Origin of the sequence: Pseudomonas putida, assembly GCF_016406145.1 — a bacterium.
GTDB classification, from domain to species: Bacteria; Pseudomonadota; Gammaproteobacteria; order Pseudomonadales; family Pseudomonadaceae; genus Aquipseudomonas; species Aquipseudomonas putida_E.
Genome location: NZ_CP066306.1, coordinates 482,001 through 496,453 on the forward strand (window position 1 = coordinate 482,001; position 14,453 = coordinate 496,453).

General features: G+C 62.1%; 13 protein-coding genes and 2 pseudogenes. 5 read left to right on the plus strand and 10 right to left on the minus strand.

All coding sequences use genetic code 11. The annotated features are described in order from the left end of the window. The first annotated feature begins 223 nt into the window (after positions 1 to 223). From JET17_RS02195 to JET17_RS02215, 5 genes are all read left to right on the plus strand, one after another. Entirely contained in the window at positions 224 to 1,903 is a 1,680-nt protein-coding gene (locus tag JET17_RS02195; RefSeq protein WP_042111094.1) for a glucan biosynthesis protein G, read from the plus strand. Next, on the plus strand, positions 1,896 to 4,469 hold the full coding sequence (gene mdoH, locus JET17_RS02200; protein ID WP_012312382.1) for a glucans biosynthesis glucosyltransferase MdoH: 2,574 nt from the start codon (positions 1,896 to 1,898) through the stop codon (positions 4,467 to 4,469). Before JET17_RS02195 ends, mdoH begins: the two co-directional genes overlap by 8 nt. A gap of 218 nt (positions 4,470 to 4,687) precedes the next feature. Then, the gene (locus JET17_RS02205; RefSeq protein WP_039603680.1) at positions 4,688 to 5,485 is read left to right on the plus strand and encodes a transporter substrate-binding domain-containing protein; all 798 of its coding nucleotides are present in this window, start codon (positions 4,688 to 4,690) and stop codon (positions 5,483 to 5,485) included. A 111-nt stretch (positions 5,486 to 5,596) separates the two neighbouring features. After that, a complete protein-coding gene (locus JET17_RS02210; RefSeq protein ID WP_012312384.1) occupies positions 5,597 to 6,559 on the plus strand; it encodes an amino acid ABC transporter permease in 963 nt (320 codons plus the stop codon). Next, a complete protein-coding gene (locus JET17_RS02215; protein ID WP_012312385.1) occupies positions 6,552 to 7,286 on the plus strand; it encodes an amino acid ABC transporter ATP-binding protein in 735 nt (244 codons plus the stop codon). The genes JET17_RS02210 and JET17_RS02215 overlap by 8 nt, the downstream gene beginning before the upstream one ends. A gap of 117 nt (positions 7,287 to 7,403) precedes the next feature. Here JET17_RS02215 and JET17_RS27655 read toward each other — a convergent pair whose 3' ends face one another. From JET17_RS27655 to hisI, 10 genes and pseudogenes are all read right to left on the minus strand, one after another. Next, a complete protein-coding gene (locus JET17_RS27655) occupies positions 7,404 to 8,117 on the minus strand; it encodes a methyl-accepting chemotaxis protein (protein WP_420094565.1) in 714 nt (237 codons plus the stop codon). Next, positions 8,103 to 9,347: pseudogene (locus tag JET17_RS27660) on the minus strand (methyl-accepting chemotaxis protein); the annotation flags it as partial. The gene JET17_RS27655 and the pseudogene JET17_RS27660, both read right to left, overlap by 15 nt. 182 nt (positions 9,348 to 9,529) lie before the next feature. Then, entirely contained in the window at positions 9,530 to 10,402 is an 873-nt protein-coding gene (locus tag JET17_RS27665) for a methyl-accepting chemotaxis protein (protein ID WP_420094566.1), read from the minus strand. Then, positions 10,385 to 11,446, minus strand: a pseudogene (locus JET17_RS27670) (methyl-accepting chemotaxis protein); the annotation flags it as partial. The gene JET17_RS27665 and the pseudogene JET17_RS27670, both read right to left, overlap by 18 nt. 100 nt (positions 11,447 to 11,546) lie before the next feature. Next, on the minus strand, positions 11,547 to 12,254 hold the full coding sequence (locus JET17_RS02230) for a 16S rRNA (uracil(1498)-N(3))-methyltransferase (RefSeq protein ID WP_012312388.1): 708 nt from the start codon (positions 12,252 to 12,254) through the stop codon (positions 11,547 to 11,549). Beyond that, positions 12,251 to 13,042, minus strand: a complete 792-nt coding sequence (tatC, locus tag JET17_RS02235) for a twin-arginine translocase subunit TatC (RefSeq protein ID WP_012312389.1) — start codon at positions 13,040 to 13,042, stop codon at positions 12,251 to 12,253. The genes JET17_RS02230 and tatC overlap by 4 nt, the downstream gene beginning before the upstream one ends. Continuing rightward, the gene (tatB, locus tag JET17_RS02240) at positions 13,039 to 13,407 is read right to left on the minus strand and encodes a Sec-independent protein translocase protein TatB (RefSeq protein WP_012312390.1); all 369 of its coding nucleotides are present in this window, start codon (positions 13,405 to 13,407) and stop codon (positions 13,039 to 13,041) included. The genes tatC and tatB overlap by 4 nt, the downstream gene beginning before the upstream one ends. A gap of 3 nt (positions 13,408 to 13,410) precedes the next feature. Further along, positions 13,411 to 13,683 carry a twin-arginine translocase TatA/TatE family subunit gene (locus JET17_RS02245; RefSeq protein ID WP_012312391.1) on the minus strand — a complete coding sequence of 91 codons (273 nt, stop codon included), beginning with the start codon at positions 13,681 to 13,683 and terminating at the stop codon, positions 13,411 to 13,413. A 25-nt stretch (positions 13,684 to 13,708) separates the two neighbouring features. Beyond that, the gene (locus JET17_RS02250; protein ID WP_012312392.1) at positions 13,709 to 14,044 is read right to left on the minus strand and encodes a phosphoribosyl-ATP diphosphatase; all 336 of its coding nucleotides are present in this window, start codon (positions 14,042 to 14,044) and stop codon (positions 13,709 to 13,711) included. Position 14,045: 1 nt separating this feature from the next. Continuing rightward, positions 14,046 to 14,438: a phosphoribosyl-AMP cyclohydrolase gene (hisI, locus tag JET17_RS02255; protein ID WP_012312393.1), complete on the minus strand. Its 393-nt coding sequence runs from the start codon at positions 14,436 to 14,438 to the stop codon at positions 14,046 to 14,048. Between the last annotated feature and the right edge of the window lie 15 nt (positions 14,439 to 14,453).

Sequence of the window (14,453 nt, forward strand, 5' to 3'; positions counted from 1 at the left end):
GCTGTTAGGGCCTGCGTTCGCAGGTTCGTTTTACTCTGACTCGAGCATTGTCTGGAACCGTTTGGGGAATCATTACGCCCTCACGGGGTCCGAACAGTGCTCGCCAACCCGGCATTTGTCGCTGGCCGTTGGTTTCATGATCTGTTTTCGGCGAGGGTTGCTCGTGATTGTTAGTCCCCATAAAGCATCTAGAATCCCCGGCAATCGGCTGCGCAAGGCCCTGATGGCCAGTGCCGCACTGGTCGGCCTGATGAGCGCGGGCCAGCTGTGGGCATTCAATCTTGACGATGTTGCAGCCAAGGCAAAGGATCTCGCCGGCCAGAAGTACGAAGCACCGAAAAGCAATCTGCCGGCAGTCTTCCGCGACATGAAGTTCGCCGACTACCAGAAGATTCGCTTCCTGCAGGAAAAGGCCGAGTGGGCCAAGGACAAGACGCCGTTCAAGCTGTCCTTCTACCACCAGGGCATGCACTTCGACACGCCGGTGAAAATCAACGAAGTCACCGCCACCACCGTCGAGGAAATCAAGTACGACCCGAGCCGTTTCGAGTTCGGCGACGTGCCCCACGATCCGGAAACCACCAAAAACCTGGGCTACGCCGGTTTCCGCGTGCTTTACCCGATCAACAAGGCCGACAAGCAGGATGAAATCATGACCCTGCTTGGGGCCAGTTATTTCCGTGTGGTCGGCAAAGGGCATGTGTACGGCCTGTCGGCCCGTGGCCTGGCCATCGACACTGCGCTGCCGTCGGGCGAAGAGTTCCCGCGGTTCACCGAATTCTGGGTCGAGAAACCCAAGCCGGCCGACAAGCACCTGGTGATCTACGCCTTGCTGGATTCGCCGCGCTCAACCGGTGCCTACAAGCTGATACTGCGCCCCGGCAACGATACCGTGGTCGATGTGCAGTCCCGCGTGTTCCTGCGTGATCACGTCAGCCGTCTGGGCATCGCGCCGCTTACCAGCATGTACCTGTTCGGCCCTAACCAGCCCTCCAAGGTCATGAACTATCGCCCGGCCCTGCATGACTCCGAAGGCCTGTCGATACACGCCGGTAACGGCGAGTGGCTGTGGCGCCCGCTGAACAACCCCAAACACCTGTCGGTGAGCAACTTCAGCGTCGAGAACCCGCGCGGTTTCGGCCTGATGCAGCGTCATCGCGATTTCAAGGATTACGAAGACCTCGACGACAACTACCAGAAGCGTCCGAGCGCCTGGATCGAGCCTAAGGGCGACTGGGGCAAAGGCACCGTCGATCTGGTCGAGATCCCGACTGCCGACGAAACCAACGACAATATCGTTGCCTTCTGGAGCCCGGAAACCCTGCCGGAGCCGGGCAAACCGTTCGAGTACGACTACCGCATGCACTGGACCATCGACGAGTCGCGTTTCCAGGCCCAGGAGCTGGGTTCGGTTACCCAGACCATGCGTTCCACCGGTGACGTCAAGCAGTCCAACCTGATCCGTCAACCAGACGGTAGCGTAGCGTTCCTGGTCGACTTCGCCGGCCCGGCCTTGGCCGCCCTGCCGGAAGACGCCGCAGTACGCAGCCAGATCAGCGTCGGCGACAACGCAGAGGTGGTCGAGAACAATCTGCGCTATAACCCAGAGACCAAGGGCTGGCGCCTGACCCTGCGGATGAAGATCAAGGAGGCCAACAAGGCTACCGAGATGCGTGCCGCACTTGTTCGCGACGTGCCGGTCGAAGCGGCCAAGCCTGCCGAAGAAGCCAAGCACGACAAGACCGCTGCCAAGCATGGCAAGGCTGAAAAAGCCGCCAAGGCCGAGCAATCTGCCAATGCCGAACAACCTGCCGCCGATGCGGCATCCACCAACGGGACCCCGGCCACCACCGAAAAAGTGCTGACCGAGACCTGGAGCTATCAGTTGCCTGCCGATGAGTAACTCAAGCGCAAGGCCGGAATCGCTTGGCGAGTACCTGGCCCACCTCCCACTGAGCGATGAGCAGCGCGCGGAACTCGCCAGTTGCACCTCGTTCAGTGAGTTGCACCAACGTCTGGCGGGCAATGCGACCGCCACCACCACCGAGGCCGTGCAGGCCTCGGTGGGCCCGCGCCTGACTGTAGGTAGCGCGGCCGAACTGGAAGATGCCGAGATGCTCGGCGTCGACGGCAGCGGCCGGCTTTGCCTGAAGATCGCACCGCCGATCAAGCGTACCCGGGTCGTGCCCGAGCCATGGCGCACCAATGTGCTGATCCGCATGTGGCGGCGCATGACCGGCCGTACCAACGCGCCGCAGCCGCCCAAGCGCGAGCTGCCTCCGGCGCGCTGGCGCACGGTCGGCTCGATCCGCCGCTATATCCTGCTGACCCTCATGATCGGCCAGACGCTCGTCGCCGGCTGGTACATGAAAGGTATCCTGCCTTACCAGGGCTGGTCGTTCGTCGACCTCGACGAAGTGGTCAATCAGCCGCTATGGGACACCGTGGTGCAGGTATGGCCGTATGCGTTGCAGACGTCCATCCTGATACTCTTCGGCATCCTTTTCTGCTGGGTGTCGGCGGGTTTCTGGACCGCGCTGATGGGCTTCCTCGAGCTGCTCACCGGCCGTGACAAATACCGTATCTCCGGCAGCAGTGCCGGTAGCGAGCCGATCGCCCCTGAAGCACGTACCGCGCTGGTGATGCCTATTTGCAACGAAGACGTGCCGCGCGTGTTCGCAGGGCTGCGGGCGACATTCGAGTCGGTCGCAGCCAGCGGCAACCTCGACCGTTTCGATTTCTTCGTGCTCAGCGATACCAACGACACTGACATTGCCGTGGCCGAGCAACAGGCCTGGCTGGACGTGTGCCGTGAGACCAAAGGCTTCGGCCGCATCTTCTACCGCCGCCGCCGCCGTCGCGTGAAGCGCAAGAGCGGCAACCTCGACGACTTCTGCCGTCGCTGGGGTGGCGAATACAAGTACATGGTCGTGCTCGACGCCGACAGCGTCATGAGTGGCGAGTGCCTGAGCAGCCTGGTACGCCTGATGGAGGCCAACCCGGACGCAGGCATCATCCAGACTGCGCCCAAAGCGTCGGGTATGGACACGCTGTATGCACGCATGCAGCAGTTCGCCACCCGCGTGTACGGCCCGCTGTTCACCGCCGGCCTGCACTTCTGGCAACTGGGCGAGTCGCACTACTGGGGGCACAACGCGATCATCCGCATGAAGCCTTTCATCGAGCACTGCGCCTTGGCGCCGTTGCCGGGCAAGGGCGCCTTCGCTGGCGCGATCCTTTCCCACGACTTCGTCGAAGCGGCGCTGATGCGCCGTGCCGGCTGGGGCGTGTGGATTGCCTATGACCTGCCGGGCAGCTATGAAGAGCTGCCGCCGAACCTGCTCGACGAGCTCAAGCGCGACCGCCGCTGGTGCCACGGCAACCTGATGAACTTCCGCCTGTTCCTGGTCAAGGGCATGCACCCGGTGCACCGTGCGGTGTTCCTCACGGGCGTGATGTCTTACCTGTCGGCGCCGCTGTGGTTCTTCTTCCTGGTGCTGTCGACCGCGCTGCTGGCAACCAACACGCTGATGGAGCCGCAATACTTCATCGAGCCGTACCAGCTCTACCCGCTGTGGCCGCAGTGGCACCCGGAGAAGGCTGTGGCGCTGTTCTCCACCACCATCGTGCTGCTGTTCCTGCCCAAGCTGCTCAGTATCATCCTGATCTGGGCCAAGGGCGCGGTCGAGTTTGGCGGGCGGATCAAGGTCACCCTGTCGATGCTGATGGAGATGCTGTTCTCCATGCTGCTGGCGCCAGTGCGGATGATCTTCCACACCCGGTTCGTGCTGGCCGCATTCCTCGGCTGGGCTGCGACCTGGAACTCGCCGCAGCGCGACGACGACTCCACCCCGTGGAGCGAGGCGGTACGTCGCCATGGCCCGCAAACCCTGTTGGGTATTGCCTGGGCGGCGCTGGTGGCGTGGCTGAACCCGAGCTTCCTGTGGTGGCTGGCGCCGATCGTTGGTTCGCTGGTGCTGTCGATCCCGGTTTCGGTGATATCCAGCCGTACACGCCTGGGCTTGGCAGCCAAGGACGAGAAGCTGTTCCTGATCCCTGAGGAGTACGCAACACCCCAGGAGCTGCTCGCCACCGACCAGTACACCCACGAGAACCGCTGGCACGCCCTGCACGACGGCTTTGTCCGCGCTGTGGTTGACCCTCGGCAGAACGCCCTGGCCTGTGCCATGGCCACTGCCCGTCATGGCCAGGCAGCACCGATCGAGGCGATGCGCGCCGAGCGCCTTGCCAAAGCGATCGAGGTCGGGCCCAAGGGGCTGGACCTGGGTACTCGCCTTGCCTTGCTGAGCGACCCGGTCGCCTTGGCGCGCCTGCATGCGCAGGTATGGGCCGAGCACAATGCCGCCTGGATCGACGTGTGGCGTGCATCGATCAACAACGACCCACATTCGCCGTTGTTGCCGTTGCACCCGGCGAACGAGGCACAACCTAGCCTGGTTGGCGCCTGACCGACTCTGGGGCCGCTATGCGGCCCTTTCGCCGGCTTGCCGGCGACAGGGTTTTCCAATCTTTCTCATCCCCTCGGATTTTGGCCAACAAAGTCCCCCCCGGCTCTAGGTCCCAGGGCCGCCATGCGTTAGCATCCCTCTCCGATAAGCCACGCCGGCCGGTACGGCCGTGCCAACAATAAGATTCGCTACTTTTCTTGCTAGGGGACTTGGTGATGATGAAGAAATACCTTTCGCGACTGCTGGTCGGCGTCACGGCGCTGGTCGCGGTGGCCTCGGCCCAGGCCGGTGCCATCGACGACGCGGTCAAACGCGGTACTTTGCGGGTGGGCATGGACCCGACCTACATGCCGTTCCAGATGACCAACAAGCGCGGCGAGATCATCGGCTTCGAAGTCGATATCCTCAAAGCCATGGCCAAATCCATGGGCGTCAAGCTGGAGACCGTCTCCACCGCCTATGACGGCATCATCCCGGCACTGCTGACCGACAAGTTCGACATGATCGGCAGCGGCATGACCCTAACCCAGGAACGCAACCTGCGCCTGAATTTCAGCGAACCCTTCATCGTGGTTGGCCAGACCCTGCTGATCCGCAAAGATCTGGCGGGCGAGATCAAGTCGTACAAAGACCTGAACAACGAGAAGTACCGCATCACCTCCAAGCTCGGTACCACCGGCGAAATGGTCGCCAAAAAGCTGATCGCCAAGGCCACTTACCACGGCTACGACAACGAGCAGGAAGCGGTGATGGACGTGGTCAACGGCAAGGCTGATGCCTTTGTTTACGATGCGCCGTACAACGTGGTGGCGGTCGATAAGGCCGGTGCCGGCAAGCTGCTGTTCCTCGAAGAACCCTTCACCTACGAGCCGCTGGCTTTCGGCTTGAAGAAGGGCGATTACGACAGCATCAACTTCATCAACAACTTCCTGCACCAGATCAAGCACGACGGGACCTACGATCGTATCCACGACAAGTGGTTCAAGAACAAGGACTGGCTGAAGGAAATGGAATAAGAAGTAGCTTCAAGCCGCAAGCTGCAAGCTGCTAAGGGAGGTGGGCCCATACGCGGTCTGGTTTTCCTTGCAGCTTGTAGCTTGCGGCTTGCCGCTTTCTGGAGTAACCCCGTGATCAAACACAAGAAAGCCCAATGGCCCTGGCATGCGCTGACGGCGCTGGTTCTGGTGGGCCTGGCGATCAGCCTGTACCTGGCTACCTCGATGATTTCCTACGAGTGGCGCTGGAACCGCGTACCACAATACTTTGCCTACAAGGCCGAGGACGTGCAGCGTGCCAGCGATTACGGCACGGTGCAGGACATCGTCGTCTCTGGCGATAACGCCCGCGTTACGCTCAAGGATGAGAACGGCGGTGAGCAGGTGCTCGATGTGGCCAAGGACAGCCTGCAACTGAGCCGCGGTGACGATGTGGCCGAAGGTGATCAGGTCGGCGTCACCCGTCACTGGGCTGCTGGCCCACTGGCCTGGGGCCTGTGGACCACCTTGTGGATCTCGGTGGTGTCCGGCGCGTTGGGCCTGGTGATCGGCCTGTTTGCCGGGTTGTGCCGGTTGTCGAACAACCCGACCCTGCGCGACCTTTCAACCGTCTATGTCGAACTGGTGCGCGGCACTCCGCTGCTGGTGCAGATTTTCATCTTCTACTTCTTCATCGGTACCGTGCTCAACCTGTCCCGTGAGTTCGCCGGGGTGGCGGCGCTGGCGCTGTTCACCGGTGCTTACGTGGCCGAGATCGTGCGTGCCGGCGTGCAGTCGATCGCCAAGGGGCAGAATGAGGCAGCCCGCTCGCTCGGCCTTAACGCCAGCCAGTCGATGCGCCACGTGATCCTGCCGCAGGCCTTCAAGCGCGTACTGCCTCCGCTGGCCGGGCAGTTCATCAGCCTGGTCAAGGACACCTCGCTGGTCTCGGTGATCGCCATCACCGAACTGACCAAGAGCGGCCGTGAGGCCATCACCACGTCGTTCTCGACATTCGAGATCTGGTTCTGCGTGGCAGGCCTGTACCTGCTGATCAACCTGCCGCTGTCGCATTTGGCCAGCCGGCTCGAGCGGAGGCTTGCGCAAAGTGATTGAAGTCCGTGACCTTTTGAAAGTGTTCGACACCCGAGGCCAGGTAGTGCGTGCGGTGGACAACGTCACCACCCAGGTAGCCAAGGGTGAAGTGGTCGTGGTGCTTGGCCCGTCGGGGTCCGGCAAGTCTACGTTCCTGCGCTGCCTCAACGGCCTGGAGCATTTCGACGAGGGCCATGTGGCCATCAACGGGCTGCGGTTGGAAGACCCGAAAACCGACATCAATGCCTACCGCCGCGAAGTCGGCATGGTGTTCCAGCATTTCAACCTGTTCCCGCACATGACGGTGCTGGAGAACCTGTGCCTGGCGCAAAAGGTCGTGCGCAAGCGTGGTAAGGCCGAGCGTGAGGCCAAGGCGCGGGCGTTGCTGGAAAAGGTAGGTATCTCGGAGAAGGCCAATGAGTACCCGTCGCGGCTTTCCGGTGGTCAGCAACAACGGGTGGCGATTGCCCGTGCGCTGGCAATGGAGCCTAAGGTGATGCTGTTCGACGAGCCGACCTCGGCGCTCGACCCGGAAATGGTCGGTGAAGTATTGGACGTGATGAAGACCTTGGCCCAGGAAGGCATGACCATGGTCTGCGTGACCCATGAAATGGGCTTTGCCCGCGAAGTGGCCGACCGCGTGCTGTTCTTCGATCACGGCAAGTTGCTGGAAGATTCGGCGCCTGCGGCGTTCTTTGCCTCGCCGAAGGATCCACGGGCGCAAGCGTTCCTGCGCCAGGTGCTCTGAAAGCAGCAGCAAGCTACAAGCTACAAGCCGAGCGGTGATGGACGGTCCATGGCGTTCGGCTTTAGCTTGTGGCTTGAAGCTTGAAGCTTGAAGCTTGAAGCTTGAAGCTTGAAGCTTTCAGAGGCTGAAACGCCCGACCATCCCTCGCAGCTGCTGCCCCAGGTGCTCCAGCTCGCCGCTTGAAGCTGCCGTTTGTTCACTGGCCGCACTGGTCTGGTCCGACGCATCGCGCACGCTGATTACACTGCGGTTTATCTGTTCGGCCACCACACTCTGTTCCTCGCTCGCCGTGGCAATCTGCTGGTTCATGCCCTGGATGCTCGACACCGTATCGGTGATCTGGCTCAAGGCATCCCCGGCCTTGCGGCTCAGCTCGACACTTTGCTCGGTCAGGCGTTTGCTGTTGTCGAGCAGGCTGGTCACCTCGTCGGTGCCGCTGTGCAAGCTTTCGATCAATTGCTCGATCTCCTCCGTGGACTGCTGCGTGCGTTGGGCCAAGCCGCGAACTTCGTCAGCCACCACGGCAAAGCCACGCCCGGCCTCACCAGCTCTGGCGGCTTCGATGGCGGCGTTTAACGCCAACAGGTTGGTTTGCTCGGAGACCGATTTGATCACATCGAGAATGCTGCCGATTCGCTGGCTTTCGCCCGCCAAATGCTGCATTGCCGCCAGGCAATCGTCCATTTGCCTGGCCAGTTGCTCGATACGGCCTATGGCCTCGGTCACCACCTGATCGCCCTGCTGGGCCTGCTGGTCGGCGTTGGTTGCCGCCAATGAAGCTTGTTCGGCGTTCTGCGCTACTTCCTGGACCGTGGCGCTCATCTGGTTCATGGCAGTGGCGACCTGATCGGTTTCGTCGCGTTGCTGGCTGATGCGCAGCTTGGTGTCCTCGCTGCTGGCTGCCAGTTGCGTGGCGGCCTGTGACAGATGGCCGACGCCTTGATCGATACCGCCGATCAGCTCGCGCAGGCTCAGGGTCATTTCCTGCATGCTGGCCTGCAACTGGCCCATTTCGTCACGACGATCCACAGGCTCCACCTGGCTCAGGTCACCCCGGGCGATGCGTGCTGCTACCGCCAGGGTCTGGCGTAGCGGCTGGGTGATCTGCAAGGTGATCAGCCAGCCGGCCGCTACGCCCACCAGCAAGGCCAGCACCGCAACGCTGGTCAACAGCGAGCGGGCGGCCAGTGCTTCGCTGTCGCGCTGCTCGACCTTCCTTTTACTCAACTCCAGGCTCACAGCACGCAGTTCGTTGCCCATCTGCTCCATGTCGTTCTGCAACTGCTCGACACTCAGGGCGGCGCGTCGGTACTGCTCGAGGCTGGCGCGGTATTTCCCCAGTTCCACGCCGGGTTGCTCCATCACTGCACGCGAAAGGCCCAAGGGGGCAAGGGCCTGGATCAGCTGCCCCAGGCTTTTGTCGGCAGCGTCCAGCGCTGCCTGGCCAACCTTGGCGAAGTCCTCCAGCGGCACAAAGGTGTACGCCGGCACCAGGCTTTGCTGGTTGGCGCCGTCCACATGCCGGGTGAGGCTGTCCATCAGGCCCAGCAGGCCGCTTTGCTGGCTGTCGGCGGGCATCTTCAGCAGGGCCTGGGTTTCCAGTTCGTCGATGACGCCGTTGAGCTTTTGCTCCTGCGCCTGCATGGCCTCGCGCAATCCACGTCGGCTTTCAACGGTGCGCTGCAAGGTGGCGAAATTTTCGTGCAGGCGCTGCAGCAGTTGCAGCTTCTGGCCCAGCATCTGGCGCGACTCATCGACACTGCTGCGTTGCTGCAGCGTGGTCAGCATGGCGTCGAGTTGTTGCAGGATGCGGGTGATCTGCGCTTTGCTGGCATCATCGGCCAGCACCCTGTAGGTGATGCGCTCGGCGCGCAGGTCCTTGACCAGATCATTGATCCGGCCAATTTCGCTGAGCTGCTCCGAGCGCGTAATGGCATCGTCCAGGGCGCGCCAGCCGCTGGCGGCAGTGGCCACGGTGAGCAGCAGTACCACGGCAAAACCCAGAGCGAGCTTGGCGCCGACGCTGATGTTGCCAATCCTGCGGTTGAGGTAGCCGAACATGGCAAGTCTCCATCCAGTTGAGTAGGGGAGCCATGCCGGCGTTTTGCTGGCATGACACCCCTGCCCATCGGCGGAAGGCTTGTAGGACTTGACCTGAGAATTGGGTAGGAAATTTCAGCAGCGCGTGTGGGAATCCACACTGGCCCCACCGCTGGCTCGCCGGCGATGGGGCCAGTACGGGATTACAGCCTGAAGCGCCTTACCAGGTCCTGCAGGTGCGTGCCCAGCCGCGCAAGCTCGACACTGGAGCTGGCCGTCTCCTCACTCGCCGCTGAAGTCTGGTCGGAGATATCCCGCACATTGATCACGCTGCGATTGATCTCCTCGGCGGTAGCACTCTGCTGTTCGGCGGCCGTGGCAATCTGCTGGTTCATCGCCTGGATCGACGACACGGTTCGGGTGATGGTCTCCAGTGAAGTGCCCGCGCGGCGGGTCAGCTCGACGCTGCTGTCGGTGAGCTGGCGGCTGGCGTCCATCACGCTGGCCACCCGCTGCGTTCCGCTTTGCAAACCGGCGATCAGCTCTTCGATCTCTTCGGTGGACTGTTGGGTACGCTGCGCCAGGCTGCGCACTTCGTCGGCGACTACGGCGAAGCCACGGCCGGCCTCACCGGCCCGCGCCGCTTCGATAGCGGCATTGAGAGCCAGCAGGTTGGTCTGCTGGGCCACCGACTTGATCACATCCAGCACGCTGCCGATCTTGTCGCTTTCGGCCTTGAGCTGGTTCATCGCCTCGCTGGAGTTGACCACTTCACCGGCAAGGCGCTCGATTTGTGCCACGGCTTCGCTGACAACCCGATCACCTTCACGCGCCTGTTGGTCGGCCATGAGCGCCGCTTCAGAGGCTTGCTCAGCGTTACGTGCCACTTCATGCACGGTGGCAGCCATTTCGTTCATGGCGGTAGCAACCTGGTCGGTTTCGACCTTTTGATTGTTGACCCCGGCGCTGGTCTGTTCGGTTACCGCCGAAAGCTCTTCGGCGGCGCTGGCGATCTGCGTGACACCGTCACCGATACCACCGATCAGTTCGCGCAGGCCCTGGGTCATGCGCTGCATGCTGGCTTGCAACTGCCCCAACTCGTCGCGGCGGGTTGTCACAAGGTCCTGGCGCAGGTCGCCGTTGGCCACGCGCTCGGCGGCGGCCAGTGTCTGGCGCAGCGGGACGATGATCTGCCGAGTGATGGCCCAGGCCGCGAGCAGGCCCAGCACCAACGCCAGTGCCGTGGCTGAGGCAAGCAGGGCCTTCGCCTTGCGCGAGCCTGCATCGCGGACTTCTGTCTGTGAAACCGTCATCTTCTGGCTGTTATCCATCAGCACGGTGCCTTGATCAGTCATCACTTGCAGGGCCTGATCGCTGGCCGATTGCGCGCTACCGAACTGGTTGACCGCATCGCGGTAAGCGGCGAGGGCCGACATCGAGTCATCGAGGCTGGCGGCATATTCGGCGGGCAGCTTGGCCGGTAGCGCCTTGAGGTTGGTCATGGCCTGGTCGATGGCGTTGAGCGCAGTCTGCTGGTAGTTCGCATCACCACTGTAGGTGTAGCCGCGCACCTGGAAGCGTGCTTGCTGTATCAAGGCACTTACCTCTACCGTGCTCTGGTAGGGCGTGATATCGCCGGCTTGCAGCAGGCGCTCCTGGACCCTGCTGGTAAGCTCGGCTGCCTTGTCGGCACTGTCACCCAGTACGCTTCGGCTGGCTTCGCGTCGTTGCCCGGCCTGCTTGAGGTCAGCGAAAGCTTGCTGATATTTGCGCACGGCCTCCTGCTGTTGCTGCAGGCGCTGATGATCGACGGGTTGCTCGATCTGGCCGAGCATGATGCTGATCTGGCGGTCGAGGCCAGCGAGGGCTTTTTCCAGTTCGCCGATCGCCGCTTCGTTGCGATCGCGCTGGTAATGCTGGCGCGCGATGCGCAGTTCCTGGGTGCCCTGACTGATGACCGAAATATTGCCCAGCTTGTCACCACGGTCGATGATGCTGTCCATACCTTGCCAGCCTGTGAAGGTGATGGCCAGGGTCAGTAGCAGTACCAGGCCAAAGCCCAGCCCCAGTTTGCGATTGACGCTCACATTTCCCAGCGTTTCGGTAACCCATCGGAACATGTTCGACTCCCCGGTAAACTTGGCAGCACAGATTATTGTTGTGTTGCCTAGGCATCGGCCTGCGCCGGGGAAACTTGATGGGAAAAACCTGACCCGCCTGTCAGAAAATCCTTGAGAGCAAGGCTGTTACGGCGGTTTCCACACGCAGGATGCGGTCACCCAACTGAACTGGCGCGAGCCCTGCTTTGCCCAGCAGTTCGACTTCGTAGGGGATCCAGCCACCCTCGGGGCCAATGGCCAGTGTTACCGGGCCTTCGACGGCGCGCGGGCACGCGGGGTAGGGGCCGGGGTGGCCAACCAGGCCCAGGGTGCCGTCGACGATGGCGGGCAGGCGGTCTTCGACGAACGGTTTGAAGCGCTTTTCGATGACCACCTCGGGCAGCACCGTGTCGCGAGCCTGTTCCAGGCCCAGTATCAGGTTGTCGCGGATGCACTCGGGGTTGAGGAACGGCGTCTGCCAGAAGCTTTTCTCGACCTTGTAGCTGTTGACCAGGATCAACCGCTGTACGCCCAGCGTGGCGACGGTCTGGAACAGCCGGCGCAGCATTTTCGGCCGCGGCACGGCAAGCACGAGGGTCAGCGGCAGCTTGGCCGGCGGAGGCTGGTCGAAGCCGACTTCAAGCTCGGCTTCGTGCTGTGCCAGGCGTACCACGGTGGCGGTGCCCATCAGGCCATTGATGCGGCCCACGCGCAGGCTGTCGCCCACCACCACGCGGTGAATCTCCTGCATATGGGTGAAGCGCCGATCGGCAAGGACGACGCGGTCGGCCGACACGAAGTCGGCCTCTTCAAGAAGCAACAGATTCACGGCTGGGTCGCTGGTGGCTGGTCGTTGGGGTCGTTTGCCGTGTCATCTTCGGCGTGGCTGCGCTTGCGGATCAGGCTGCCACACAGCACGCCGATCTCGAACAGCAGCCACATGGGCACGGCGAGCAAGGTCTGCGAGAAGATGTCGGGCGGGGTCAGGATCATGCCGACCACGAAGCAGCCGATGATCACGTAGGGACGGATTTTCTTCAGGTATTGCACGTCGACTACGCCGATCCACACCAGCAGCACCACCGCTACCGGGATCTCGAAGGCAACACCGAAGGCGAAGAACAATGTCATGACGAAGTCCAGATAACTGGAAATGTCGGTCATCATCGACACACCTTCCGGCGTGGCGCTGGCGAAGAAGCCGAAGATCAGCGGGAACACCAGGAAGTAGGCGAAGGCCATGCCGGCATAGAACAGGAAGATGCTCGACACCAGCAACGGAATGGCGATGCGCTTTTCGTGGCGATACAGGCCAGGCGCGATAAAACCCCAGATCTGCTGCAGGATGAACGGGATCGCCAGGAACAGCGAAACGATCATGGTCAGCTTGAACGGCGTGAGGAACGGCGAGGCCACGTCGGTGGCAATCATCGTGGCGTTTGCCGGCAAGTGCTCGCGCAGTGGGGCCGAGACCAAGGTGTAGATCTGCTGGGCGAAGGAGAACAGCCCGGCAAAAATAAGGAAGATGGCGGCCACGCAGCGCAGCAGGCGGGTGCGCAGTTCGGTCAGGTGCGAGACCAGCGGCATGGGCTGGTCGTCTTGCGGTTTTTCGCTCATGGGGCTCGCGGCGGTTGAGGCTGTTCGGGCTGCTCAGCTGCAGGGGCCGGCGCTACCGATGTCGGCGTGGCAGCGGGCTGCTCGGTGGCCACTGCAGCGGGTGTCGGGGCAGGCGGCGTCAGCGGGTTGAGGATGCGCTTGGCTTCCTGTTCCATTTGCAGGATGTGCTCGTTATGCAATTGGCGGCGGATGTCATCGGCACCGATTTCGCGCTCGACTTCCATCTTGATGGAATTGAAGCTGCGCTTGAGCCGGCCGATCCACAGCCCTGCAGTGCGCGCGGCACCGGGCAGACGCTCAGGGCCGAGCACCAGCAGCGCGACCAGGCCGACGAGCAGTAACTCGCTGAAACTCATGCCGAACATGGTTCAGTCTTTCCGCTGCGGCTCTTGGACCGGCTGGGCCTGGCCCTCGATGGTGTGGCCCTGTGGCTGTTGTGCTGTGTTCTGTACGGGCGGTACCGGCTGGGCAGGCGGTGGGGTCTGCTCGGCGGGTTTGCTTTCTTCTTCGTTCATGGCTTTGCGGAAGCCCTTGATCGATTCGCCAAGGTCACTGCCGAAGTTCTTCAGCTTCTTGGTGCCGAACACCAGGACGACGACGACCAGCAGGACGATCCAGTGTTTCCAGTCAAAAATACCCATGGTGCTCTCCTAGAATGCAATTTGGTCAGGCCGAGGGCTCGCGAGCGGCCTTTTCATCGTGCCCGGAAAGGCCGAAGCGGCGCTCCAGTTCATCGAGCACGGCTTGTGGATGCTGGCCCAGTGCACTGAGCATGACCAGGCTATGAAACCACAGGTCGGCGGTTTCATAGATGACATCACTGTAATCCTTGCTGACCGCGGCGTCCTTGGCAGCAATGATGGTCTCGACGGACTCTTCGCCCAGCTTTTCGAGGATCTTGTTCAGGCCCTTGTGGTACAGGCTGGCCACGTAGGAGCTGTCGGGGGCCGCTTGTTTGCGTTCTTCGAGCACTTCGGCCAGACGGTTGAGGGTGTCGCTCATGTCAGTGTCCTGCGTTGTAGATGGCATCCGGGTCTTTCAACACCGGATCGACGGTTTTCCACTGGCCGTCTTCGAAGACGCGGTAGAAGCAGCTTTCACGGCCGGTATGGCAGGCGATATGGCCCAGTTGCTCGACCATCAGGATGATCACGTCGGCATCACAGTCCAGGCGCATTTCGTGCAGCTTCTGCACATGCCCCGATTCTTCGCCCTTGCGCCACAGCTTGCCACGTGAGCGCGACCAGTAGATGGCGCGTTGCTCGGCGGCAGTGAGGGCCAGCGATTCGCGGTTCATCCAGGCCATCATCAGCACGCGTCCGGTCTTGTGGTCCTGGGCGATCGCCGGTACCAGGCCGTCGCTGTTCCACTTGATCTCGTCCAGCCACTCTTTCATCGTCGACTCCAAAAC